A 24,182-nucleotide genomic window follows, 5' to 3' on the forward strand; every position below is an offset into this window, starting at 1 on the left:
GACCCTGGACCAGTTTCAACCACAAACGGAGTCAGTTATGAAATTACCCAGCTTCACGACTATCCTTGTGCCAGTTATTGTTTTAGTCTCCCTGGTGATCGGGTTTATCGTGACCTCAGTTTCACCACCATTAGCAGCAGACTTACAAGCTAAAGCTCAAATTACAGGCCCAGGCATTACAGGTAATCTAGCCCTTCTACAAGGTACTGATGGTTTAGTCCGAGTCCGAGTTGAGTTGCAAGGGAATCCTCAAACTCTGACCCCCGGTCTGCATGGCTTGCATTTACATGAAACTGGCTCCTGCCAAGCTGCTGGTCAAACCGCTTTTGGTGCTGCGAAAGGCCACTTTGATCCAGGCCCATTTGGTTCCTCAACCCCAGTTGAGGCAAACCATCCCTATCACATGGGCGACCTGCCAAATATCCTAATCGACCAACGAGGCAGAGGCCGCTTGCAGACTTCGACTAACCGAATTGCGCTCACTAACGGTCCTCTAAGCCTATTTGATGCCGATGGCAGTGCGGTGATCGTGCATAAGCTCAATGACCAATTTAAAGCAGGTGGCAGCGCAGCCGAAGCAGGTGGAGCACGTTTGGCCTGTGGTGTGATCGAAAAGACCTAACATAAGGCAGTTTCTGGGCAATTGGACCCAATCGCAAAATCCCCGATTGGCAAAAGATATAGCTTAAGCCCTTAAGCCCATTTGCACCTGCCAGAGGCCAGCATAGATACCCCGGTGCTGAATGAGTTCCTCGTGGCGGCCCTGTTCCACTAAACGGCCTCGTTCCATCACATAAATGCGGTCGGCATTGCGTACCGTAGACAAACGATGGGCAATTGCAATCGTGGTTCGGCTTCGGGTGATGTGCTCTAAAGAACGCTGAATCGCCGCCTCAGTTTCGTTATCCACCGCTGAAGTTGCCTCGTCCAAAATTAGAATTGGCGGATTTTTGAGAATGGCACGGGCAATGGCTAAACGCTGCCGTTGACCACCTGATAACTTTTGTCCTCGCTCACCCACAATTGTGTCGTAGCCCTGAGGCAATTGCAGAATAAACTCGTGAGCCTCAGCAACTTTAGCAGCAGCAATTACTTCTGATTCTGAGGCGTCAAAACTACCGTAGGCAACATTCTCCCGCACGGTGCCGTGAAATAAGAATACATCCTGGCTGACTAGACCAATACAGGCACGCAGATCTCGAAGATTCAGCTCCCGCAATTCAACACCATCGAGGGTAATGCTGCCTTCCTGGATCTCGTAGAGACGCAGCAAGAGCTTGACTAGAGTGCTTTTACCAGAGCCGGTCGAGCCGACAATTGCTATCGTTTTACCAGCAGGAATATACAGTGATAAATCTTTAAGAATAGGGCGACGATCGCGGTAAGCAAAAGTCACTTGGTTCAGCCTTAACTCACCTCTCACGGCATTCAGTGGCAGGTTTCTGTTACCAGGATGAATAGCGACCGGTGTACCCAATAAGCGCATGACTCGATTAGTAGAAGCCATGGCCCGTTGATACTGATCCAAAGTTTCGCCCAAGCGAGTCAGGGGCCAGAGCAGCCGTTGCGTCAGAAACACCAAAACACTATAGGTACCGACCGAAAGATTGCCATTAGCCGCCTCGAGACCACCGTAAAACAGCGTGGCAACAAAGCCTAGCAAAATAACGATTCGAATCAGCGGCACAAAGGCTGAACTTAGGCTGATCGCCCGCGCATTGCTCTGACGATAAGCTTCACTGTCAATGCGAATGCGCTCGCGCTCGTAGTCTTCTGCGGTGAAGCTTTTGATCGTGGTCATACCACCCAAATTGTTGGCCAGGCGGCTGTTAATCAGGCTGGCTTTCTCACGCACCTCAGCATAACGAGGCGCAAGATACTTTTGAAACGCGATTGAGCCCCACAAAATAAACGGCATCGGCAGCATCGCCATCCAGGCCACGCTAGGAGCCAGAATAAAGAACGCACCACCAATGACTATTACTGTTGTGGAGACTTGCAAAATTTCATTAGCACCGACATCCAAAAAGCGTTCCAACTGGTTGATATCGTCGTTCAGAACTGACATCAAACCGCCTGTGCTCCGCTCCTCGAAATAAGCCATTTCCAATTCCTGCAAATGGCCATAAGCATCCAAGCGCAACTCATGCTGAATAGTTTGGGCTAAGTTACGCCAGAGGCGGTTGTAAGCGTACTCAAAGACCGATTCAAGTACCCAGATAACTAAGCTCAGAAATGACAGCAATAGCAACTGCGTGAAGACATCAGCTACGCCAAACTTTGCCAGAACCGAGTCCTGCTTCTGCACCACCACATCTACGGCGGTCCCAATCAGAGCTGGTGGTGCTAGATCAAAAATTTTGTTCAAGACGGAGCAGATGGTTGCCAACCAGACCTGCTTGCGGTGTGGACGGCTATAACGCAGCAGTCGCTGAAGGGGATGTTGCAACTGCTCGTCGCTAGTCGCTGTGGTTTGTTTGTCTCGGTAGACCCCGGCCAAAGCCCGACGCAGTTGAACCAAAATCAAAGCTGACACCCTAGCGAATTGCCTTTCCATCCTATAGGGGTATAGGGACTGAGAGGTTCTCCGACTTCAAAGCCCTTCTTCACAGCCCTTGTTGATAGTCCTTGATTGAGCTTTGCTTCGGCCCGGACTTCATGCAGTTGCACGGATACGCAACCTTCGCTAGCGTAACTCTGTCTAACTCCTGTGCAGAACTACGTTTGTTCCCTCTTTATGAAGCGTCTGCGTTTACTGTCTGTGTTGCTGGTGTGCTTTACTACCTCGGCTCTGATCATGAAGGGCCACTCAGAGCCCACTGAGCAACCACAGGCGATTCTGGTGTTAGGGGGAGACCGAGAACGGGAAGATTTTGCTGCCGATTTTGCTCAGCAGCACCCTGACCTACCCATCTGGGTTTCTTCAGGCACCAACCTTGAGTATTCTGAATGGACTTTTGACCAGGCAGGCGTCGCTCCAAGCCGTGTGCAGCGTGACTACCGAGCTGTCGATACCGTCACGAACTTCACAACTCTAGTAGACGACCTCGAAGCTCAAGGCATCCACAGCCTGTACCTGATCACTTCCGACTATCACATGCGCAGAGCGCGGGTAATTGGTGAGATTGTCCTGGGTAGTCAGGGAATTAGCCTGTGGCCAATTGCCGTTCCTAGCCACCGCTCACCTGAGCCGCTCAGCAAGGTAGCGCGAGATGGGGCAAGGGCATTGCTGTGGCTAGTAACAGGTCAAACGGGTTCGACTCTACATCAACGCTCGGGCAGTATGAACGCTAGTCCACCCGTTAGTCCTGCATCTAGCAGAGAGCCTTTACTCTGGCTGGCAGTGCTAGCTGACTGAGACATCGGCCTAATTGCGCAAACGACTGGGCTCATCCGAGCGGGAGCGGAGATTAGGATCCTCTCTCGGCCTCGAATCGCGGTCTAGCATCACCGTAGACCGGGCCATTGACATCGCCTGTTCCGCTGTCCAGCAAGGCACCACCGGTAGATTCGGTACCGTACGGAAATTAGCGAACAACTGCTTGTCCCCAGTCACGCTGGCAATGGTATGAGCTAGAGTCTTGGCACAACTGCGAGGGTGATTGAGCGCCTGCTCTTGGGTAAAGCGCAAGACGACCCAGTTCTGATCAAGCAGGATATGCTCGCCATTGCGGGTGCCGCCAATAAAGTTACGAGGTTCGCAAGCCCCAGTCATAGGGTCAAAGTCGAAGGCCCGATCGATTTCAACAGCAATATGTAGCTTCAGCTGTGGGTCAATGTAGGCGATTTTGGGCAGGCACTCCACCGCGAGCCCTTCAATCATCAAGTTAATGCCTCGGTGAATGCGATCAGGAAACTCTTGCTGTAGCTGGGCAAGCAGTTCTGATTCCGCCGCATCATTTGGTCGGGTTTGAGCTAATCTTGCAGCCCGCAGGCATTGGATCTCAGCGAATAGAGGCTGAAGCCGCCCCACTCGAAAGGCGAGTAAACGGCGTGGATCGCTGAGGAGAGCCTCACGGTCCTGCGTCTGCTCTCGGTGTTCCGCTCGGGCTTGATCCTCCTGCTGCAAGTAGTCAGCCAATTGCCACTCATACTGCCGTTGCAGTGCTACCACGCGCCGGTTGTAGCGAAATTGCTGGATCAATCGCGTTCCTGACACACCTAGGGCCAGAGCCACACCGAGTAGCGCAATGCTGTCCCCCAAAAACTGCAACAGTACGGCGTAGAGCAGAAGGGCGACCACTAAGCCAGCCCCCGCAGAGATTGCCAACTGAGCTTTGGGAACCGGTTGTAGTTTTGTTTTTTCCGGAGCAGGACTAGAGCGATAGGTAGGTACTGGCGGTGGCACACTTTGCAATGCCTCTGCCACAGCTGTAGACAACAGCAGGAGTGGATAGCTGTGTTGCTGCTGAGATAGCTTAGAAAGACTTGATTCGGCCATTTTGGCAATCCCCCCTATCCTGATAAAGGCACCATAACCTTGCTCTACAGGCGATTCGCACCGTAGATTCACTTTAGGGCCTTGTAGCTTTAAATACTTTCACCAGGATTGCTGGAGGATTCGGGCAGCCTAGTCTGCCAAACCTCTCAAGCTTAGTAAGCGTCCGGACAGTTCAGATTGATTTTTGCAACAAAGATTACCAAAAACTGCATAGCTTTGTGATCTGAGCAACCCCCTAAAGCGCTAAAGGGCTTTTTTTCTTCTTCTTACTCGTCTTTTTACCTGCGGCGCTCGGTTTCAGACTGGCTACAGCGTCTTGAAAAAGCTGACCGAGATGAGCTGGGGCACTCGCCGTCTCTGGCAACTCTGGTTCGGCTGGCTTACCAAACTCTTGCAATAGCGCCCCAAGCTGGGCTAGCTCAAACTCAGGCCGTTGCAAAGCCGTTCGTAATAGCGATTCCAGGGGCTGGGGATGCTGCTGAGCCGCCCGTAGCCACACTAGCGTTGGGAAGTTGGGATCCTTAAGCAAGGCCTGAACCGTACGCTCGTAGCCTTCAATCTCTCGAACATCTGGAGCTGTCAGCAGTCGCACCAGCCGCTCGTAGTTAGGCACAAATGCTTGGCCCCATTGCGGGTCGGAAAACACTGTGACTTGTTCGGCCTGCGTAATCGCAGTCGGTACTTCCAGCTTAGGCGTGGACTGTACCTGGTCGCGAGCATCAGCCGCAATTTCAGATAAAGACTTGCTTGTATCTAAGCCACTCTCAGCGGCCATTTGCTCTAGCTCTTCTTCATCTACGCCAGCGGCAGCAGCCACTGAAGCTAGAGATTGGTTAGCATCCACTCCGGCTGTTTCTGCTTGCCGTTGCACTATCCAATCGTGGTACTCAGCCAGTTTTTTATTGAGCTTATAGCCGGGAATAGCCAGTTGGTCGCTGCCAAAAAATTCTACAAAATCCTCATGCTGTTTAGTGACTGAAGTCCAAGCTTCTGCTAGCAACTCAGGTGCATCTGCATAGAGGGAAGACTTGTAGTGGCGCCGAAAATTATCAACGGCAACGGCTAACTTGGGCTTTGACAAATTACCCAATAAGATAGAAGGCCCCGAGAAAATCCGCCGTTCTGAATCAAGAGGAGCCAAACGAGTGAGGATAATGTCTCCTGCTTTTAATCGCTCCAGTGAGGACTGAAGGGTTGCAGTGGTTGCATAAGCCGCGTAGACCCTAGCCGAGAGCCAGTTCATCAACTGCCAACCGCCTGCTAAAGGCTCTTGCAATTCGAACAGGCCCAGAAACGTTTGCTGCCAACTCTCTAACAGTTTTTGTTCCTCAGGCTGCCAGTTTGAGCGACTACTTAGGAATAAGTCCAACAGAGTCTGCCCATTTTTCACAGGCACGTCGGTTAGAAACAAGTCGATTAATAAGTTGTCTTGGGCAATGTCTCGTCTGCGGTTGCTGGGATGGTTTAGAACGAAGGCATCCATTCGGCCTCTAAACTCACTGTTGAGCCCAAACTCGACGAGTTCCTGCTTCAATCGTCCGGCACGTTCTAAGGAGGCGTCCACAGCAGATCTCTAAATTTTGGCAAACGGCGCATCCATTATGCCGAGCTGGCTTAGACGAGCGGAACTGACTCTGGGAAGAGATCTGACCACAAGCTCCCATACAAGCCCTGCTGTTGTACCCATTTTTTACTAAACAGTTCACGATACATTTCACACCCTAGTTCATACCAGTTCATAACAGTGGGCTCGCGGCAATCAGCCAAGCTTTATTCTCAGCGAACGCTAACAATCGCCTCAACTGAGCATGAGTGATTTTTTTGCAGATTCGATTCCCTTGAAGGTTTAGCGGCGGATGCAGAGGTCTAGAGCTGACCTAGGAGGATTAGTGACTCGACACCCTAGCGGTCTAGGCGCAGAAGTCTGGGTGTAGCTTGCTAAGATTAGAGAGGGCCGAATAATTGTCGGTTCAGAGCTTTCCGTGCGACGATAAAGAGCTGGCAAATTCGCCAATTGTATGTTTGACGCCCTCGCTGAACGACTAGAAGGTGCCTGGAAGAAGCTGCGAGGTCAGGATCGCATCACCCAGGACAATATTCAGGACGCCCTGCGGGAAGTTCGCCGTGCTCTTCTAGAAGCCGACGTCAACCTCCAGGTCGTCAAAGAGTTTGTGGCTCAGGTTTCTGAACGGGCTCAAGGTTCAGAAGTCGTCTCTGGCGTTCGTCCCGACCAACAGTTCATCAAAATCGTCTATGACGAACTAGTGAAGGTCATGGGCGATACCAATGTGCCGCTGGCCCAAGCTACCACTGCCCCCACCGTCATCTTGATGGCAGGTCTCCAGGGCACAGGTAAAACCACAGCGGCGGCCAAGCTCGCTCTGCATCTGCGCAAGCAAGAGCGCTCGGCCATGCTGGTTGCCACGGATGTGTACCGGCCTGCGGCAATTGACCAGTTGGTCACGCTGGGTAAACAGGTAGAGGTGCCCGTGTTCGAGTTGGGCCGCGACGCCAATCCCGTAGACATTGCCCGTCAGGGTGTGGAGCGAGCTCGTGCAGAGGGCATCGACACCGTGATCGTGGATACGGCCGGTCGTCTGCAAATTGACCCGGCAATGATGGAGGAATTGGCCCAGATCAAGAAGGCCGTGCAGCCACACGACACCCTGCTGGTTGTAGACGCAATGACCGGCCAAGAGGCTGCCAACCTCACCCGCGCCTTTCACGACCAGATTGGCATCACTGGCGCAATTCTCACCAAACTCGATGGCGATACCCGAGGCGGTGCCGCGCTCTCAGTCCGCCAGATTTCTGGTGCCCCAATTAAGTTTGTCGGGGTGGGTGAAAAAGTTGAAGCGCTCCAGCCCTTCTATCCTGAGCGCATGGCTTCGCGCATTCTGGGTATGGGCGATGTGCTCACCCTAGTGGAAAAGGCCCAGGAAGAAATCGACCTGGCCGATGCGGAGAAGATGCAGGAGAAGATCCTGGCCGCTCAGTTTGATTTCACCGACTTCTTAAAGCAGACTCGTCTACTCAAAAACATGGGTTCGCTGGGAGGCATTCTCAAGATGATTCCCGGTATGAACAAGATCTCAGACGAGCAACTGGCGCAAGGTGAAACGCAGCTCAAGCGCTGCGAGGCCATGATTAATTCCATGACCTCCGAAGAGCGCCGTAATCCTGACCTATTAGCCAAGAGCCCCGCCCGTCGCAATCGCATCGCTCGTGGCTCTGGCTATGATGCTCAGGATGTCAACAAGCTGGTCAGCGACTTTCAGCGTATGCGCAACATGATGCAGCAGATGGGCCAAGGTCGCTTCCCAGGCATGCCCGGTATGGGCGGCGTCCCCGGCATGGGCCAAATGGGTCCCGGTGCTGGCGGCAAGAAAAAGAGCGGCAAGGGTAAGAAAAAAGGTAAAAAGGGATTCGGTGAATTACTATAATCCGCAATCCGCCGTTTCGAACCCCCAGCTGTCACCTCTCTAAAACTAATCCCTCAGGAGATACTCCCTCAACTACCATGATCAAACTGCGACTCAAACGCTACGGCAAAAAGTTCGAAGCCAGCTACCGCATCGTAGCCATCAACAGCCGCTCCCGCCGCGATGGGCGTCCCCTGGAAGAGCTAGGCTTCTACAATCCCCGCACCAACGAGACCCAACTCCAAGTCCCCAATATCATCAAGCGGCTTAAGGAAGGGGCACAGCCTACGGAGACAGTCCGGCGTATTCTGGAAAAAGCCAAAGTCTACGACCAAATTAACGTTTGAGTGCTACCAGAGTGGCTGCTGTTCCTGACTACACGCAACTGGCCCGTTTCTTAATCGCGCCCTTGCTCGACGATCCCAACTCCCTCAAGCTAGATTGCGAGATCAACTCTGCCCGGCAGCGAGCCTGGCTGCGAGTTGCTTTTGAGGGCTCAGACAAGGGACGCGTGTTTGGGAGAGGTGGTCGAACGATTCAAGCAATTCGTACCGTGCTTGAGGCAGCAGCTCAGCTCGTGGGCTACACCATTTACTTAGACATCTATGGAGACCGCTAGCTGCTCGCTTGCGCCCAGACTTTGTAGTCTCCCCTTCGCTAGCGCGGATGGTTCACGTTTTCAGACCTCAAAACCCCCACCAGGGACCTTTTGAGGTCGTTGACGTTTGCTGTTTCTGTACTTGGCCTGGGAGGTGAGAAAGTAACAATGTCCGAAATCCGGCTTGGTGAAAATGAGTCCATTGAATCAGCCCTACGACGCTTTAAGAAGAAGATTCAGAAGGCTGGAATCTTGTCTGAGATTAGGCGTCGTGAGCGCTACGAGAAGCCCAGTTTGCAACGCAAGCGTAAAGCTGAAGCGGCCCGTAAGCGGCGGAACTGAGTTGGAGTCCCCTAAGGACTGCCCTATTTGTTAGATTCAAGGCAACCATTCTTTAAGCCTCATCAGACGCTCGGGCTCGACCGGGCGTCTTTGTCCTTCAATGTCCTTTCAAAGCATTCCCTGTTCACCTGCTATGGGAGAGCCTCTCACCATTCATCTACCTGACCCTGAGAGCGCCATTCACTTGGCTGGACCTGGCGAAGAAAATCTCAAGCTGCTCAGCAAACAGACAGGAGCAAGCCTAGTCCTGCGTGGTCAGGATCTATTGGTAAGTGGGCCTGAAGGTGCAGTCAACCTCTGCCGCCGCTTGATTGAGGCACTGGCGTACCTCTGGGGTCAGGGACGTTCAGTCACCTCAGTGGATATTCTCACCGCTCGCCATGCCCTGGATACTAACCGCACTGAAGAGTTTCAAGCCCTTCAACAGGATGTTCTGGCCCGGACCCGCAAAGGCGAGGTGATTCGGGCTAAAACCTTCCGTCAGCGCCAGTATGTCCAGGCAGTGCGCAATCATGACTTGACTTTCTGCATTGGACCAGCAGGCACCGGTAAAACCTTTCTAGCCGCCGTGCTAGCGGTGCAAGCGCTTCAGGCAAACCAGTACGAACGCCTGATTCTCACCCGTCCCGCGGTGGAGGCAGGCGAACGCCTAGGCTTTCTACCCGGTGATTTGCAGCAAAAGGTGGATCCTTATCTGCGTCCGCTCTACGACGCGCTTCACGAACTGATGGATCCAGAAAAGATTCCGGCCCTGATGGAGCGTGGTGTGATTGAGGTTGCTCCCCTAGCCTACATGCGTGGGCGTACTCTCAGTAACGCCTTTATCATCTTGGACGAAGCGCAAAACACCACACCGCCTCAAATGAAGATGGTGCTCACACGTCTGGGCTTCAAATCGCGCATGGTAGTCACAGGTGACGTGACTCAAACCGATCTACCAGAGCACCAGGCCTCTGGTTTGTCAGTTGCTCAGAAGATTCTCCACGGGGTTGAAGGAATTGCCTTTTGCCAGTTGGGTCGCGCTGATGTTGTCCGTCACCCGCTAGTGCAACGCATCGTTACTGCTTATGAAGGGCACGAATAGACCTTCACCAAAGCTTCAATCTGAGCCCGACCAGTGAAGCCACTATTTGCTCCTGAAACCTGTACGGTTAAAGCCCCGCAGGCATTGCCCCAGTTCATGGCTTGCTCCAAGTCTAATCCGAAGGAGCGGGCGGCAATGAAGCCAGCACAGAAAGCATCCCCAGCACCAGTGGTATCTACCACTGCGGTCACCGGATAAGCCGGGATTTTGAGGCGCTGGTTACCTGTGCCAAGCATTGAGCCAGCTTCCCCCAGCTTGAGTATTACTGTTTTGGCACCTCGCTCAAGCAAAAACGCCAGGATCGTCTCCGGGTCTTCTGCGCCAGAGATTTGCTGAGCCTCAGCCAAGCTGGGCATCACATAATTTAGATGAGGCAGCAAAGGCAGCAGAGCTTGCCAGTTGTTGTCGTGCGTCCAGACTGTATCAAGGCTGGTTATCACACCAGCATCTTGGGCTTGCACCAATAGACTTGCCAGTTCAGCCCCAAGCAGGCGGCGTAGCGAGTAAAGGCCCCCAATGTGCAACCAGCCCAAACCTTGGAGATTTAAGTTAGCCAAATCTAAGGGCGAGAGGGCATTACTGAGTCCAGGCCCCCGCAGTAGTCGTCGGTCTCCGTCAGGACCAACGAGCAGGGCAACAGCCTTAGTTGCCAGAGTTGGATCTTGAATGAAGAGATCTGCTGTGACACCCGCGCTGAGCAACTGCTGCTTGAGCAGATCTCCCAGAGCATCCTGACCCACTCGTGCCCAAATCCCAACCGGCAAGTCAAGCTGAGCTAACGCTATTGCAGTGTTTGCCGCACAACCACCTACTACCAAGCTAATTGTTTCGACCGCAGTCGAAGATCCTGGCAGAGGCAATTGCGGCAGGGGGCGAATCAGGATGTCCATCACCACGCCGCCAAGACAAATGATTGGCAGGGGAGTTGGGCGGTTATCCTGAATCATGAGGTTTCCTTCACTGCTCAGCCACTAAGTCTTGTCATTATCGACTGCAACCGTTGCCCACAACTAACTGTCCGTCCGGCTCGAGCTCGTGATCTGCCGGAGTTGGCGGATTTGCTTACTGAAAGCTTTCATCCCCCCGATGGGTGGATGATGAAGCTGGCCTACCCTTTATTACGCTTGGGTATCTATGAGGACCTGCGCAGCCGACTACGCCGTAACCAACGGGACCATGTTTGCCTAGTAGCAACCTGTCCTCAAGAAAGCAATCGGGAGGAGATCCTCCTAGGCACCGTTGAGCTGGCCTTGGGAACCCAGTCTCGAGAGGAACGTTCCCATCCTTACCCCTACCTGTCCAACCTAGCGGTTCGCCCACAGTGGCGACGTCAGGGCGTGGCCCAGCAGCTGCTAGTCGCCTGCGAACAGATTGCTCAATCGGCAGGCCAGCACAGTCTCTATCTTCATGTGCTGGAGAACAACTACTCAGCTCGGAAACTATACAGTCGAATCGGCTACCGATTACAAACCCTCGACCAGCACTGGAGCTTTTGGGTGTTAGGCCGTCCTCGGCGAATGCTTCTATGTAGAACTTTCGACCTCACCACTGCCCAAAGTTAGTAATTCAAGTCATGGGTAAGACAGAGGAAATTTTTTGATATTTAATCTATATTCCTAAGTAGCTCATAAAATCCTTCAGATTCATTTAAGCTTCACTGCTTCTTCAAGCAGTCTGCAACTTAGCTTCATACAACCTTTAAAGTAAAACTTCTATGGCATTAGCAAAGAGCACAAAGATTCGGATTTAGCAATTAGGATTCAGAAACCTCCAACGTCTGAAGTCCTTGACCCACAGTGCTTTCAGAGAGGTGCTGTGTCATTTAGCGCCTAAAAATAAAGTTAAAAAGCAAAGTCCTGAGTTTTTACGGTTGCCTAAAATTCTATTGGTCTGGCAACCTCAAGAGAGCAGGGAGCAGTGTATGGTAGTAGCAGTAGTAAAAACAGAGCAGCAATTTAAAAAGTGCAGTTGTCTGCACAATTGCTAAACTGGACTACCTTGCTCTACCCCGGTTCCAGTTTTGTCCCCGAATGAAAGTGGATGCGGCATGGATAGCAGCAACCATTCTGGTCAGATTGTTCGCCTTACCAGCCACGAGGTACTCAGAACCCTCAGCAGTGGCAAGTTCCTGTCGGTGGATAGCCGCCGCAAGAATGGTCTGATCATTTGTAAGCAGTACCACGCCGAATTCGCGGGACCTGGAGCTGCTGTTGGTGGCTTCTTCGACGCGGACTGTCATGAGGTTATTCCAGTCGGGGACCTGAACTTGGTCGCGCCCGAAACCTATGAGGAGCGTCAGAAGGCATACAAAATCCGTATTCAATGGATGCGTCTGACTCACCAGGCCACCACAAATGATCTGCCCCTCCAACGCGCCCGTACCATCCTGTCTCAGTTTGAGGCTTATTTTGACGCAATTACAGTGGCGCAGCTGCCCGATGATATTTTGGCTCGACTAGTCGGTGTGTTGCCGCAAACCATTCGTCAAGCCCGCCCTAGGCAGAGTGAAAACTACGTTAGCTTGATAAGCACAACCACTGCGCCTAGTCAGCAGCAGACACAAGTGGCTGCCTCAGCCTAAAGGACCTGTCGTAGACGAGCAAGGGTGCGTTGGTTCTCCTCGGCTGTGCCAACGGTAATTCGCAAACCACCACAAGTCTGACGAACTAGGGTGCCCTGTTGCTGCAAGCCTTGGTGCAATTCAGCGGCTGAACGGCTGCCAAGAGTTTTTATAAATAGGAAATTGGCAGCACTGGGCCAGACTCTCAGGTCTGAATGGGTGAGTAGGACCTGATAGAGCTGCTCCCGTTCTTGTCGCAGTGACTTAACTTCCGCTAAGAGTTCCTTGCGGTGGGTTAGAGCAAGACATGCTGCAGCCTGAGAGACACTGGGCAAGTTGTAAGGCAGACGAATTTTTTCTAAAGCCAATGCAAGTTCAGGCTGGGCAATGGCATAACCCAAGCGGTGTGCTGCCAGTCGGAATGCTTTGGAGAAGGTGCGCAGAATCATCCAATTGGAACGGCTCAGCTCAGCCACTGTTGTCTGACCACTGAACTCGTAATAGGCTTCATCCACGACCACTAGAATTTCTGGCGGCAAAGCCTTGGCCCAAGTCAGTTCAGCCTCGGTCAGTGCGTTCCCGGTAGGCGAGTTGGGGTGAACCAGAAACACCACGCGAATTTCTGGGTGTTGGGCCAGTGCTGACTGAGCGGCAGCGATATCAATTTCAAAGTTTTCATGCCGCGGCACACTGACGACTGGAATGCCCAGGCTGCGAGCCAAGATTGCGTACATCGAGAAGGTCGGCTCGGCAACCAGAATACTGCCTGCGTGATTGAGGCAAGTGGCAATGAGGATAGAGCGGATTAGCTCGTCGGAGCCGTTGCCGACGGAAATCTGCTCTGGTGTAACTACTGCGTCGGCAGACTCACTGACGTAGCGAGCAATTTCCTGACGTAGCCCGACATAACTAGCATCGGGGTAGCGATTGGACTGGATCTGCTGCGCTGAAAGGAACGCCAGTTTTTCCTTCAGCGCCTCCGGTAAGTCCAAGGGAAATTCGTTGGTATCGAGCTTGTCGAACTCCGCCGCGTGGCTCTCGTGCCCTTCCGAGGAATAGGCAACCAGCTCAGACAGATCGCTCCGCAGGAAAGGCAACATGACAAGTCTAGAAGAGTTCAGACTGCAATCCTACAACACCAAGGGATAAAGACTAAAGCTTGCGAACTGGCTCTGAGCCACGGGCTTAGTTCAGTTTCTCATCAGGTCAGCAAGTTGAACTTAGTCCTTCAAATTCTGTGATGGCTTCTCGCCAGACTTGATAGCACTTAATCACTGTTCTGACAGCTCATCGTACAGTTCAGAAGATTGTCACAATTCCTGTGCAATGCCCACTAACGGGTTTGAGGCTAGGCACACTAACGCTAACACCTTGTTGCCTTGGTCACGTTGCTATCTAATGTGTATGGTGTTGTTTTAGTGCTTACTGCGACTTTGCAAATTCCTCATTCCTTTTTGAACCTCTACCGCAATCTGCACTGTCTCATTGAGTAGCCGAGCATACTCACTAGCCTGTTCACTAATTTGCAAGGCTCTCAAAGCTACTATATCAACAGAAAATGAGCCAGGATTGAAGTCCTGATTGTTTCTTAAAATTCTTTCTGTCTTTAAGGCTCGAGTCAAATCTTTTTTTGTAATTCTAAGAGCCTCAATAACCTTCTGTCTGTCATCGAGTCTTACATGGTTTCCAGCCTCTTCTAACTGATCAATAACATCTATGTCAGCAATGATCTTGTTATACCTACCGACTTCGTCGAGAAGAATTTTGAAAGATTTTGAGGTCTTTTTCCACTGCGCTTTCATTCTATTGTAGCTCTTGCTCGATTGATTACGCTCCTCCCAATACCGCACAGTATCACCCGAAAAACTTTGAAGGTCCATCCAGTAATTCTTCCAAGGATCGCTTGTTTGAAAGCTCCTCCAAGCAAAACAAGCAAATACACTACTTATGGGAGGGAGAACGAATGCAAGGCCTAAGTAAAAAGCAAATGTAACTAACCCGAGAATAACGCCAATAAATACACCGAGTAAAACGACAAAAACATTAATAATGGAAATAAAAACAGCAAGACAATATGGCTCTCGAGACAGACTGGAGTATGCCAGTATTTCTAAGCCAGTTAGATCTACCACCTCAGTCCTGCTAACAACTAAACTCTGTAAGTCGTAGCGCAATGTTTTATCTCCTTGTAATCATCCAACGTATTGACTGTCTGGATTGCCAGGGCGCCAAGCCTTGATATCTAGCATCTAGCACCACAATTTCTAAGGCAGAGACGTTCTTAAGTATTCCGCAGATGCAAGCAAATCTAACTTCACAGTCTATGCTTGCGTTACAGGGGCCATCCTAGGGAAACCGTTGAGACGAAATTCAGGGGAAGAGGATTCTAGAATGCGAAAACTGAGATAGTGTGAGCCTCAGAAAAGTGGATACTACTATTCGTAGTTCAAAAAGAGGTGTTAAGAATGCATCAACCTCCTAAACTTGACGCGTGATTATAACTTTAGACACGCCTATCAATTAGTCAACTGAATTGTTTCATCAGATTACAGGGGCAGTCTTCTAAGCTCAAACAACTCGCACCATTGCCAAAGTCAGTTCTATAATTTTGTTTTCTAGTTTGATACTACTTTGCCTGACTATTTCTCGTTTTCACGCCAGCAATGTCCTCAGCTTTGCCAGCACCTCTTCAAAAAATTCAGGAGAATTTACTTTATGAAATCTGGGATTCCGAGAAACTTATTTAGGTTTCTCACCGAGCCTAAAAGCCTTACACCGAACATGAGAGGCAGAACTACCAGACCTTACCACCAACTGTATACAAGTTATCAGGTGGTACTCCAGCCAACCATTCTTTCAAACTCTAAGTCTGGCACTAGAGCGCCAGACTTGCCCAAGCACTGTACCTACGGGATATAAACAAGCTCAAGCTTTAACTAATTCGCGTAACACTTCATCAACGCTGCGCGGTTGCCAGCCCAATTCTTGACGAGCTTTGTCCGCTTTAACGCGCACAAGGCGGTCGTAGAGATAGTGGACTCGTTCCCGGCTGGCGGGAGGCTGCCAGTTAAAGGCTCGGCCTATAGGGTCTAGTAAGTACCCCAAGCTACGAACCAGAAATTCCGGCAACTCATAAGCAGGCGCGGGTACGCCGGAGTATCGAGCTAGACCCTGAAACATTTCGCGGGTGGTTAGCTCACCGGCTGAGAGGATATACCAGGCACCGGGTTGTCCACGTTCGGCAGCTAGAATCATGCCCTGCGCCAGGTCATCTACGTGGACGATGCCTGTGAGGCGGTCTCCACCCGCCAGAACCTTGAGTTGTCCTTTAAGAAATCGCTGTAGCACTGGACCAAAGTGAGGGTCGCCAGGACCGAAGATGCCTGAGGGCATGACGCTCACAGTCCAAAAACCTTGAGATGCAAATTGATCAACAAGTTGTTGGGCTTCGAGTTTAGTTCGGTCATAAACCGAGGAAAAACCAACTTGGGTGCGCTGGTAGGTCTCATCCACTGCTTCGCCCCTAGTATCGCCAAACACACCAATCGTGCTGCAATAGACCAGCTTGGTAACACTGGCTGTCTTGGCAACTTCGAGCACAGCACGAGTGCCCTCAAGGTTAACGCGCTCCATCTCAGCTGCGTTAACAACCCCAATTTCTACATAAGCAGCTGTGTGAAAAACGATCTCTACACCAGTCATCGCTTCACGTAAAGCCTCATGGTTGGTGAGGTCACCTTTAACCAGTTTGAGCTTTAAATCGGCCAAAGATTGAAGGTTACTGGTCGGACGGACGAAGCCAATAACTTCATGCCCTTGAGCCAACAGTAGACGCACTAAATGAGAGCCAGTAAAGCCATTAGCGCCCGTCACTAGTGCTTTCATAGGGCTTTTTCGTAGATGCGATAAGTTTTGTGGACCTGGCCGCCCGAGGCTTCAATCAGCTTACGCGAAGGCCAGTTATCTTCCCAGACCCAAGAGAGTTCGGCCCGCTGGTACTTCTTACCGCCTTGGCCACCCTGGGTCAGAATCAGGTAAACCAGCGCCAGAGGGACCATCTTGCGACGGTATTCTGGCAAAGCTGTCACGATCATCACCCGGCCTTGGTTGATCGTGCGACGGTACCAGAGAAATTTGAGCGTTCCCCACCAGCCGAGACGACCGTTGAGGTGGCGCAGAACCAAGTTGTAGTCAGGGACCCCTAGGATCAGACCAATCATCTCGTTATTGCGGGCCGGGTCTTCAGCAATCCAGACACCATTGGGATCGATCAGGGCGCGCAGTTGTCGAGCTTCGCGCAGAAACTCAGCTTCTGTACGAGGACTGTAGCTCCAGTTATCAGCAAAGTTGGCGGTGAACAACTGGTAAATGCGGCGGCATTCGGCCTCAAACTGCTCCTGAGCGGTATCAATGCGCCGGAAGTTCAGGCCCGACTTGCGACCAACCTCGTAACCCCGCTTCAGAACCTCTGTAGGCGCAATATCCAGTGGCAAGATGTATGCAACTGCGTCTTTGGCCTTTTGCCAGCCCAGCCGTTCTAGAAACTGAGGGTAGTAAGGCGGGTTGTAGGGCATCATGAACATCGGCGGCGAGTCAAAGCCCTCTACCAAGAACAGGCAATTGTTGTGAGTAGATAGATCAATGGGCCCACGGACTCGCTCCATGCCCCGCTTGCGCAACCAATCCTGAGCTGCGTTCAAGAGAGTTTGGGCAACATCAAAATCTTCAACGCATTCAAAAAAGCCAAACAGACCGATATTGCAACCCTCTTTTTCGATCAGCCGCCGATTGATTGCAGGGACAATCCGTCCTAGCACCTGCCCATCCCGGACGGCCAGTAATCGCTCCAATTCGCCGTATTCGAAGAAGGGATTATCAGCTGCAAAGTTCTCGGCCACACCGCTGCGTAAGGGCGGTACCCAGTTGGCATCCCCTTGATAGATTCGGGCTGGCAAATCCAAAAAGGCCTGCTCATCCTGGGAAGTACTCACATAGCGGACCTCGATCGGCGTGCCAATCGTTTGCATAAAGAGGTCAAGATAGCTGTGGCAATGATTGTACCGTTCTCAGGCTAAGCGATAAATTTCCCAGTCATTGATTAGGATCAGACGAACAAACCGTTACAGTGCTGAAGAGCCGTTTTATATGGCTTACCTGCCCCTAGTCTTGGAGCTTTGAATGCGTGTATTGCTGCTCTATCCGCAATTTCCCCAATCATTTTGGTCGTTTGACAAAGCACTAGAGCTGATTGGGCGCAAGGTTTCGCTGCCCCCATTGGGGCTGATTACAGTCGCCGCGATTCTGCCTCAAACTTGGGAATTTCGCCTGGTAGACCGCAATGTTCGGGCTGAAACAGAAGCAGATTGGGCCTGGGCGGACTTGGTGATCCTCTCCGGCATGATCGTGCAGAAGCCAGACCTGTTGCATCTAATTCGTGAAGCTAAGCGGCGAGGTAAGCCGGTTGCAGTAGGTGGTCCCTACGCAACGTCGGTGCCAGGACCAATCGAGGAGGCAGGTGCCGATTTTTTGGTTTTGGATGAGGGTGAGATTACCCTGCCCCTGTTCGTTGAAGCGCTGGCGCAAGGTGCAACCTCAGGCGTGTTTCGGGCAGATGGCGAAAAGCCGGATGTGACAGGGACGCCCGTTCCTCGCTTTGATTTGCTAGACCTGAATGCCTACACGGAAATGTCCGTCCAGTTCTCGCGCGGCTGTCCATTTCAGTGTGAATTCTGCGACATCATCGTGCTCTACGGGCGTAAGCCTCGAACTAAAGCGCCAAAACAACTGATCGCAGAATTGCAAGCGCTCTATGACCTAGGCTGGCGACGCTCGGTGTTTTTAGTGGATGACAACTTCATTGGCAACAAGCGTAATGTCAAATTGCTGCTGCGAGAGTTAGGTCCCTGGATGGCAGAGCGTCAATATCCATTCCGTCTTGCAACCGAAGCGTCAGTTGACTTAGCTCAAGATGAAGAGTTGTTAGACCTGATGGTACATGCCAACTTCAGTGCTGTATTTTTGGGCATTGAAACACCAGATACTGACAGCTTGTCAGTTACACAAAAGTTTCAAAATACACGCAATTCCTTAGTGGAATCGGTACAAACCATCAACCGAGCTGGATTGAGTGTGATGGCCGGTTTTATTTTGGGTTTTGACGGTGAGAAAGCAGGCGCAGGCCAGCGAATCATCGATTTTGTTGAAGCCACGGCAATTCCCAAAGCCATGTTTGGCATGTTACAAGCATTGCCCAATACCGCCCTGTGGCAGCGCTTGCAGCGAGAGGGACGTTTATTGGAAGAGAAGCAGGAAACCCAGGGCCACCAGATGACCCTGATGAACTTTATTCCCACCCGCTCGCCTGAGGAGTTAGCTCGCGAGTATGCCAATTGCTTCTGGGAACTCTACGAACCCAAACGTTATTTGGCTCGTGTTTACCGCCACTTTATCAACATGCGGCCCGCACCTCACAAGATACCCTTACGCATGCTAGAACCCATTGAGGTTCGAGCTGTCTTGACTATCTTTTGGCGGCAGGGAATTTGGCGCAGTACTCGCTATCAATTCTGGCAACAATTATTCTCGATTCTGAAACACAATTCAGCTTTGTTTGTGCCTTACTTGAGCAACTGCGCCTTACTCGAACACTTCATTCAGTATCGCGAGATTGTGCGTGATGAAATCGAAGTCCAATTAGCCCAACACTTAACCGAACAGTCGGAACTACCTCAACCGACCGCCTTGGCCAGATAAGACTGAAAGGGCACAGGAGAAAAATCTCCTGTGCCCCAGCTCATTTGACTGAAACGTTTCAGCAATATTTCAGCATTAGTTCAGCACTGATTTTTAGGCACTACTTCTAAGCCTCTAAGCACTGACCGTTTCCCGATAGAACAGTGCCCGAGTAGAAACCAGACCATCCACGAGCTGGTCTATTTCTTCGCGGGTATGCAGGGCATTGACCGTGATCCGGATACGAGGCTTGGCGATAAACCAAATCGCGGAAGCCCAGATTCCCTTGTCTTCGAGCAAACGCCGGGCAAATTCCTTCGGGTTAATGCCCTCAGGTAACAGGACCGGCACAACATTGGTTTCGCCCAGGGCGATGAAATCAGACGTCGCTAGACACTGGCGTAGATAGCGCGTATTCTCTTGCAACCGCTGGACCAGCTGCGGCGAGCGGCGCAGTTTGCGAACGCTCTCAAGCGCCGCAGCCGTTAGCGGTGGCGCTAGCGAGATCGTGCCAATCGAGGTTGGAGACACATTCAGCAGCGGCACCAGTTCTTTGACGTGGGTACTGATGGCGGCACCAGCTGAGGCGGCGAACTTGGAGAAGGTGGTCATGATCAATGGGTTAATGCCCATCTCAACCGCTTTATAGGGATCCAAGTCAAAGTGATCGTAGATGCCACCACCATAGGAGCCGAGCGACCCAGAAGCGTGAGCTTCATCCATGAGTAGGGTGCTGCCTTCATAGTGGCTCAAGACTTGCAGCATGTCGGGCAGAGGTGCGACATCGCCGTCCATCGAGAACACGGCATCGGTCACGACTAGAATGCGGTCGTCAGGACGGGCGTAGCGCTTGAGCTTACGGGCCAGGTCGTCCACGTCACAGTGACGATAGGGTTTCACCCGCACTCGCGGACTATTGCCGAATACCTTACCTGAGCGTGTATTGGCATTGACAACTGCCGAAATGATGCAACCGTGGTTGAGCACATCTGACAGAATCAGCGTTTCGCGCTCGTTGTGGAAACCGGGCACCGGAATTGCTAGATGGCAGAAGGCATCCATCACCGCCTGCATCGCCATCCAGGCATTGATGAACAGTTGCGTGTAGGGCAGGCGCTTGAAGCTTGAAATCTCTTGTTCGAGTTGACGGTGTAGATCGATGCGCCCACTGAGCACCGAGCAGGAGCTATTGGAGGGACCGTAGTGAGTGGTTGCGTCGATTGCCGCTTGCTTAACATCCTCATCGACTGCAAATCCCAAGATGTCGTTGGTGCAGAAGGTTAGGACCGTACGCCGAAAGCCGGTTGCAGCGTCTTCAACCTCGACCTGGTTGCCCTGCCTACCGTGGCAAATGTATTCATCAGGAGCTAGCCCACTCTGTAGCCAGGCTTGGACGTAATCCTTAACAACTTGCACAGAACTCTCCTCACTTACGGATGCTACAAGCCGGACGTGGAGGCGGACTGACAACCAGGTGCCCGACCCGCCTTTTTGATATTAAGTACTGTAATGGAAACAGCGGTGGTTGTAATCGCACTCTCCTGCCACCCCCTTTGCTTGTCCTCACAGTGATGATTACGACACTTTAGCGTCTCAAGAGTTTACTTGTTATGCCATCCACCAATCTGTTCGTCCAGATGGGGGTAGGCTGTACGCAAATCTTGTGAATCATTTAGATGTGAACTGCCAGATGTGAACTGCTAGAACAGGAGCATTGTCAGTCCCGTCCCTCAGCAAACCGACTGGTGACGTTAGTACATGGTTTCTATTGCCCGCAAAAATCTGCTCGAAGATTTGCCTCGGTTACTGGTTGCTCAGGCTGGCATCACCTTTGCGGTTAGCTTGATCGGCGTCCAGACTGGCATTCTCAACGGTTTTACCAATTCGGTCACCTTAGTGATCGACAACTCCCAAGCTGACATCTGGGTGACCTCCAAGGACTTTCTACACTTAAGTCTGACGCTACCACTGCCAGCTGAACGGGTAAACCAGGCACGAGCAGTGCCCGGCGTCGCCAAAGCTGAACCCCTGCTCATCAACAACACGCTCTGGCGAGACCCACAGGGCAAGATCGAGGCGGTGCAGATGATTGGCTACGAGCCAGATGCTGAGCTGTTTAAGCCCTGGGATCTGATCGGCGGCGCCCAACCCTCAATCGTTGAGCAGGAGCACGCGATCATTATCGATGACACTAACACCAAGTTATTAGGAGTTAACAACATTGGCGACGTCGTGCAGGTCGGTGGGGTCACGGCCAAGGTTAAAGCCTTCACCCACGGTGTGTACTCTTTTGTTGCTAGCCCCTTCGTGTTTACGTCTCTTGAGAGTGGCCGGGATTTTCTAAGTTCTCGAACCATTCCAGCCTCGTCGACCCAGAGTACCTCATTGCTAGAGGCATCCCGGCTGGCTACCGAAGCCCAAAAGGCTTCTTCTGGCCCAATCCCGATCCCCTACATCCTGATCCGAGCCCAACCAGGGCAAGACCTACAGCAGCTCAAGCAAGCACTCGAACAGGCCCTACCCGATACCCAGGCTCACACCCGTGCCGAGTTGTCTGAGCTGACCCAACGCTACTGGCGAGACGAAACCGGCATCGGCTTCGTGTTGAGCTTGGGAGCAGGTCTGGGTTTGGTGGTGGGTACGGTCATTGTCGGCCAGGTGCTTTACGCCTCGGCGGTCGACCACATCCGGGAATTTGGCACGCTCAAGGCCATGGGAGCTTCCAACTGGTACATCTACCGGGTGATCGGGGAGCAAGCGCTGTGGATGGCAGTTTTGGGGTTTGCCTCCGGCATGGGCGTCTGCTATGGCATTGGTACTTGGGCACAGGCGACCCAGGGCATTGCCATTCTGATCAGTCCTGCCACAGCGGCAGGAGTGTTTGGGGTCACCGTGCTGATGTGTGTGGGTTCAGCCGTGTTCGCCATTCAGAAAGTTACCCAGGTCGATCCAGTGATTGTGTTCAAAGCCTGATGCAGTGAGTTGCCACTGAATCCGGTAAAGTCATCCCCAGTGGGTGTGTGGGAGCTTAGAGTCATGTCGGTCAACCGAGTTGGTCGTAAGCCTTGGGCCTTGCAGGATGGTCTTGGGAGCACTCAGCGACCGGTGCCTGAGCATCTGCTGGCATTCACTTCTCTGTTGGGGCTACTGCTACTTTGCTGGGTCGCCTTTGGCTGGCAGCTGGGTGATATTGGCCTGATTGACGAGACTGAACCCCTGTTTGCAGAGGCCGCTCGTCAGATGCTGCGCACAGGCGATTTCATCACCCCCTATTTCAATGGTGTTACGCGCTTCGACAAGCCGCCCTTGATTTACTGGGGTATGGCTTTGGCCTATCAGTTGGTGGGCGTGAATGAGTGGGGCGTACGCTTACCGTCGGCGCTAGCAGGTACCGGGCTAACCCTTGGCGTGTTCTGGACGCTGCGCACCTTCACAGGCTCCTGGCGCGCAGCCTGGGTTGGGGCTGTAGTAACGGCACTATCGCCAATGGCCTTGGCCTGGGGACGCATTGGCGTTTCCGATATGCTTCTATGCGCCTGCATCGGCGCGACCATGCTCTCGTTTTTTGTGGGCTATGTGCGTCAATCCCGACTGGCTTACCTGAGCCTCTACGCCTGGATGAGCTTGGGCATTTTAACCAAAGGGCCGGTTGCGATCGTGTTGCCAGCCTTGGCCATTGCCCTCTTCCTAGCCTTAGTGGGGCAATGGCGGCAAGTTCGCTCAGAGTTGCACCTGCTTCAGGGCAGCCTGATTGTGCTGCTGCTGGCCCTGCCCTGGTACCTGGCAGTTACTGCGATCAATGGTGAGGCGTTCATTGACAAATTTTTTGGCTACCACAATATCGACCGCTTCGTCTCAGTGGTGAACCGCCACCAGGCACCCCTGTATTTCTATATCCCAGTGATCCTGATTGGCTTTCTGCCTTGGTCTCCCTTTTTGCCTCTGGCTATTGCCCGCTTGCGCTTCTGGCGGTTAGGCGAATGGCGGACTCAACCGCGCTCGGAACACCTGGGCCTGTATGCGCTCTGCTGGTTTGGCGTGGTGCTGGTTTTCTTTACGGTGTCAGTCACCAAACTGCCCAGCTACATGTTGCCGCTCATTCCCGCCATTGCCTTGCTGCTGGGGTTGCTTTGGCGAGACGAAACGAGTCTCAAAAGTCGAGGCTTCCAAATTTCAGCCTTTGCAGCAGTGGGGGTCTACGCACTTTTGGCGGTTCTGAGTTGGCACAGTCTGAACTGGCTGCCTCCTGATCCCTGGATGCCCAATCTACAAAAGGAGCTAGCTCAGCAAAACTTAAATTTGACGGCAGCCTTAATCTGGGCTGGCATCGCGGTCCTTGGAGTATTAGCCGTGCTCTGGCGACAAGGCCGTTTTTGGTTCCCAATGGGCTGCAGTTTAGGATTTGCCGCTTTAATTGCCTTGGTGATTCTACCGACGCTTACAACTCTAGATTTGCAGCGTCAACTGCCTCTACGTCAACTGGCAGTTGTGATTGAAGACTATCAACAAATGCACCCTGAACAAGCTTCGGACCTAATCGTTTTGGGGCCAGTGGTTAAGCCCAGCGTGGTGTTTTACGCAAAGCGTAATGCTCGGTTTCTGCAGATATCGAAGCAACTCCGTGCCCGATACTTAAACCGTCCACATCCAGACCTACTGGTTCTGGGATCAGAAAAAGACCTACGGCTGTCCCGCTTGCGTCCAGACGAGTATGAACCTCTGGCAACTGCGGGCTACTATCGCCTAGTTCGGGTCTATGCACCTCAAGCCAAGGAGAGGTAGCGAGGCGTTTCCAACTCAATTTCGCCGGTTAATACAGCTTCAAGCAATATATCGAGAGTTTCCATTTCTGCAGGGCTGTGACTAGGCTTGCACAGAGATTGTTCAACGCACTGCTGCGCCGTCAGCGAAAGACGACCGGTTCTGAAGGCTTCGAGAATGGCCAGGGAAAGAGTCATCAGTGGGCTCCTGGAAAAGTGTTGACCGAAGTGTCACTCCTTCCA

General features: G+C 52.2%; 22 protein-coding genes. 12 read left to right on the forward strand and 10 right to left on the reverse strand.

Annotation, left to right across the window (positions count from 1 at the left end):
* Positions 1-37 precede the first annotated feature (37 nt).
* The gene (locus tag H6F94_RS14915; RefSeq protein WP_190803036.1) at positions 38-622 is read left to right on the forward strand and encodes a superoxide dismutase family protein; all 585 of its coding nucleotides are present in this window, start codon (positions 38-40) and stop codon (positions 620-622) included.
* A 63-nt stretch (positions 623-685) separates the two neighbouring features.
* On the opposite strand, the gene H6F94_RS14920 is transcribed toward H6F94_RS14915, so the two are convergent.
* Positions 686-2,527 carry an ABC transporter ATP-binding protein gene (locus H6F94_RS14920; RefSeq protein WP_396426437.1) on the reverse strand — a complete coding sequence of 614 codons (1,842 nt, stop codon included), beginning with the start codon at positions 2,525-2,527 and terminating at the stop codon, positions 686-688.
* A gap of 210 nt (positions 2,528-2,737) precedes the next feature.
* Here H6F94_RS14920 and H6F94_RS14925 point away from each other — a divergent pair, with 210 nt between their 5' ends.
* The gene (locus H6F94_RS14925; protein WP_190803038.1) at positions 2,738-3,358 is read left to right on the forward strand and encodes a YdcF family protein; all 621 of its coding nucleotides are present in this window, start codon (positions 2,738-2,740) and stop codon (positions 3,356-3,358) included.
* A 9-nt stretch (positions 3,359-3,367) separates the two neighbouring features.
* On the opposite strand, the gene H6F94_RS14930 is transcribed toward H6F94_RS14925, so the two are convergent.
* Positions 3,368-4,513 carry a hypothetical protein gene (locus H6F94_RS14930; RefSeq protein WP_190803039.1) on the reverse strand — a complete coding sequence of 382 codons (1,146 nt, stop codon included), beginning with the start codon at positions 4,511-4,513 and terminating at the stop codon, positions 3,368-3,370.
* A 163-nt stretch (positions 4,514-4,676) separates the two neighbouring features.
* Positions 4,677-6,005: a hypothetical protein gene (locus tag H6F94_RS14935; protein ID WP_190803040.1), complete on the reverse strand. Its 1,329-nt coding sequence runs from the start codon at positions 6,003-6,005 to the stop codon at positions 4,677-4,679.
* Between the two features lie 454 nt (positions 6,006-6,459).
* Here H6F94_RS14935 and ffh point away from each other — a divergent pair, with 454 nt between their 5' ends.
* The 5 genes from ffh to H6F94_RS14960 all read left to right on the forward strand — a co-directional run bounded on the left by ffh (position 6,460) and on the right by H6F94_RS14960 (position 9,887).
* Positions 6,460-7,884, forward strand: a complete 1,425-nt coding sequence (ffh, locus tag H6F94_RS14940) for a signal recognition particle protein (RefSeq protein WP_190803041.1) — start codon at positions 6,460-6,462, stop codon at positions 7,882-7,884.
* 77 nt (positions 7,885-7,961) lie between these two features.
* A complete protein-coding gene (gene rpsP / locus H6F94_RS14945) occupies positions 7,962-8,210 on the forward strand; it encodes a 30S ribosomal protein S16 (protein ID WP_190803042.1) in 249 nt (82 codons plus the stop codon).
* 11 nt (positions 8,211-8,221) lie between these two features.
* Positions 8,222-8,482 carry a KH domain-containing protein gene (locus H6F94_RS14950; protein ID WP_313949298.1) on the forward strand — a complete coding sequence of 87 codons (261 nt, stop codon included), beginning with the start codon at positions 8,222-8,224 and terminating at the stop codon, positions 8,480-8,482.
* Between the two features lie 147 nt (positions 8,483-8,629).
* On the forward strand, positions 8,630-8,803 hold the full coding sequence (rpsU, locus tag H6F94_RS14955; protein WP_190803044.1) for a 30S ribosomal protein S21: 174 nt from the start codon (positions 8,630-8,632) through the stop codon (positions 8,801-8,803).
* A 133-nt stretch (positions 8,804-8,936) separates the two neighbouring features.
* Positions 8,937-9,887, forward strand: coding sequence for a PhoH family protein (locus H6F94_RS14960; RefSeq protein ID WP_190803045.1), 951 nt, complete (start codon positions 8,937-8,939; stop codon positions 9,885-9,887).
* Here the strand turns inward: H6F94_RS14960 and H6F94_RS14965 are convergent.
* The gene (locus H6F94_RS14965; RefSeq protein ID WP_242041207.1) at positions 9,869-10,834 is read right to left on the reverse strand and encodes a carbohydrate kinase family protein; all 966 of its coding nucleotides are present in this window, start codon (positions 10,832-10,834) and stop codon (positions 9,869-9,871) included. The two genes, H6F94_RS14960 and H6F94_RS14965, sit on opposite strands and share 19 nt — an antisense overlap.
* 111 nt (positions 10,835-10,945) lie before the next feature.
* Here H6F94_RS14965 and H6F94_RS14970 point away from each other — a divergent pair, with 111 nt between their 5' ends.
* On the forward strand, positions 10,946-11,449 hold the full coding sequence (locus tag H6F94_RS14970) for a GNAT family N-acetyltransferase (protein WP_242041208.1): 504 nt from the start codon (positions 10,946-10,948) through the stop codon (positions 11,447-11,449).
* 485 nt (positions 11,450-11,934) lie between these two features.
* Positions 11,935-12,468: a hypothetical protein gene (locus tag H6F94_RS14975; RefSeq protein WP_199320442.1), complete on the forward strand. Its 534-nt coding sequence runs from the start codon at positions 11,935-11,937 to the stop codon at positions 12,466-12,468.
* Here the strand turns inward: H6F94_RS14975 and H6F94_RS14980 are convergent.
* From H6F94_RS14980 to H6F94_RS14995, 4 genes are all read right to left on the reverse strand, one after another.
* Complete coding sequence (locus H6F94_RS14980; protein WP_190803047.1) at positions 12,465-13,547, reverse strand: histidinol-phosphate transaminase; 1,083 nt, start codon at positions 13,545-13,547, stop codon at positions 12,465-12,467. The two genes, H6F94_RS14975 and H6F94_RS14980, sit on opposite strands and share 4 nt — an antisense overlap.
* Positions 13,548-13,862: 315 nt before the next feature.
* A complete protein-coding gene (locus tag H6F94_RS14985) occupies positions 13,863-14,621 on the reverse strand; it encodes a hypothetical protein (protein ID WP_190803048.1) in 759 nt (252 codons plus the stop codon).
* Positions 14,622-15,372: 751 nt separating this feature from the next.
* Positions 15,373-16,332: an NAD-dependent epimerase/dehydratase family protein gene (locus H6F94_RS14990; protein WP_190803049.1), complete on the reverse strand. Its 960-nt coding sequence runs from the start codon at positions 16,330-16,332 to the stop codon at positions 15,373-15,375.
* Positions 16,329-17,474 (reverse strand): hypothetical protein, encoded by a 1,146-nt coding sequence (locus H6F94_RS14995; protein WP_190803050.1) that lies wholly within the window; start codon positions 17,472-17,474, stop codon positions 16,329-16,331. The genes H6F94_RS14990 and H6F94_RS14995 overlap by 4 nt, the downstream gene beginning before the upstream one ends.
* A 151-nt stretch (positions 17,475-17,625) precedes the next feature.
* Here H6F94_RS14995 and H6F94_RS15000 point away from each other — a divergent pair, with 151 nt between their 5' ends.
* On the forward strand, positions 17,626-19,200 hold the full coding sequence (locus tag H6F94_RS15000; RefSeq protein WP_190803051.1) for a B12-binding domain-containing radical SAM protein: 1,575 nt from the start codon (positions 17,626-17,628) through the stop codon (positions 19,198-19,200).
* 114 nt (positions 19,201-19,314) lie between these two features.
* Here H6F94_RS15000 and H6F94_RS15005 read toward each other — a convergent pair whose 3' ends face one another.
* Positions 19,315-20,595 carry an aminotransferase class I/II-fold pyridoxal phosphate-dependent enzyme gene (locus H6F94_RS15005; RefSeq protein ID WP_190803052.1) on the reverse strand — a complete coding sequence of 427 codons (1,281 nt, stop codon included), beginning with the start codon at positions 20,593-20,595 and terminating at the stop codon, positions 19,315-19,317.
* A 342-nt stretch (positions 20,596-20,937) separates the two neighbouring features.
* Between H6F94_RS15005 and H6F94_RS15010 the strand changes: the two genes are divergently transcribed.
* The gene (locus tag H6F94_RS15010) at positions 20,938-22,152 is read left to right on the forward strand and encodes an FtsX-like permease family protein (RefSeq protein WP_190803053.1); all 1,215 of its coding nucleotides are present in this window, start codon (positions 20,938-20,940) and stop codon (positions 22,150-22,152) included.
* Between the two features lie 63 nt (positions 22,153-22,215).
* Positions 22,216-23,961 (forward strand): ArnT family glycosyltransferase, encoded by a 1,746-nt coding sequence (locus tag H6F94_RS15015; protein ID WP_190803054.1) that lies wholly within the window; start codon positions 22,216-22,218, stop codon positions 23,959-23,961.
* Here the strand turns inward: H6F94_RS15015 and H6F94_RS15020 are convergent.
* Entirely contained in the window at positions 23,943-24,137 is a 195-nt protein-coding gene (locus tag H6F94_RS15020; protein ID WP_190803055.1) for a hypothetical protein, read from the reverse strand. The genes H6F94_RS15015 and H6F94_RS15020 overlap by 19 nt on opposite strands.
* Positions 24,138-24,182: the final 45 nt, after the last annotated feature.

Origin of the sequence: Leptolyngbya sp. FACHB-261, assembly GCF_014696065.1 — a bacterium.
In the GTDB taxonomy this organism is placed as follows: Bacteria; Cyanobacteriota; Cyanobacteriia; order FACHB-261; family FACHB-261; genus FACHB-261.

Excerpts from the sequence above, each read along its gene's own strand:
- H6F94_RS14915 (WP_190803036.1), top strand. The coding sequence starts at position 38 with ATGAAATTACCCAGCTTCACGACTATCCTTGTGCCAGTTATTGTTTTA.
- H6F94_RS14925 (WP_190803038.1), top strand. The coding sequence starts at position 2,738 with ATGAAGCGTCTGCGTTTACTGTCTGTGTTGCTGGTGTGCTTTACTACC.
- ffh (WP_190803041.1), top strand. The coding sequence starts at position 6,460 with ATGTTTGACGCCCTCGCTGAACGACTAGAAGGTGCCTGGAAGAAGCTG.
- rpsP (WP_190803042.1), top strand. The coding sequence starts at position 7,962 with ATGATCAAACTGCGACTCAAACGCTACGGCAAAAAGTTCGAAGCCAGC.
- rpsU (WP_190803044.1), top strand. The coding sequence starts at position 8,630 with ATGTCCGAAATCCGGCTTGGTGAAAATGAGTCCATTGAATCAGCCCTA.
- H6F94_RS14960 (WP_190803045.1), top strand. The coding sequence starts at position 8,937 with ATGGGAGAGCCTCTCACCATTCATCTACCTGACCCTGAGAGCGCCATT.
- H6F94_RS14965 (WP_242041207.1), bottom strand. The coding sequence starts at position 10,834 with ATGATTCAGGATAACCGCCCAACTCCCCTGCCAATCATTTGTCTTGGC.
- H6F94_RS14975 (WP_199320442.1), top strand. The coding sequence starts at position 11,935 with ATGGATAGCAGCAACCATTCTGGTCAGATTGTTCGCCTTACCAGCCAC.
- H6F94_RS14980 (WP_190803047.1), bottom strand. The coding sequence starts at position 13,547 with ATGTTGCCTTTCCTGCGGAGCGATCTGTCTGAGCTGGTTGCCTATTCC.
- H6F94_RS14990 (WP_190803049.1), bottom strand. The coding sequence starts at position 16,332 with ATGAAAGCACTAGTGACGGGCGCTAATGGCTTTACTGGCTCTCATTTA.
- H6F94_RS14995 (WP_190803050.1), bottom strand. The coding sequence starts at position 17,474 with ATGCAAACGATTGGCACGCCGATCGAGGTCCGCTATGTGAGTACTTCC.
- H6F94_RS15000 (WP_190803051.1), top strand. The coding sequence starts at position 17,626 with ATGCGTGTATTGCTGCTCTATCCGCAATTTCCCCAATCATTTTGGTCG.
- H6F94_RS15010 (WP_190803053.1), top strand. The coding sequence starts at position 20,938 with ATGGTTTCTATTGCCCGCAAAAATCTGCTCGAAGATTTGCCTCGGTTA.
- H6F94_RS15015 (WP_190803054.1), top strand. The coding sequence starts at position 22,216 with ATGTCGGTCAACCGAGTTGGTCGTAAGCCTTGGGCCTTGCAGGATGGT.
- H6F94_RS15020 (WP_190803055.1), bottom strand. The coding sequence starts at position 24,137 with ATGACTCTTTCCCTGGCCATTCTCGAAGCCTTCAGAACCGGTCGTCTT.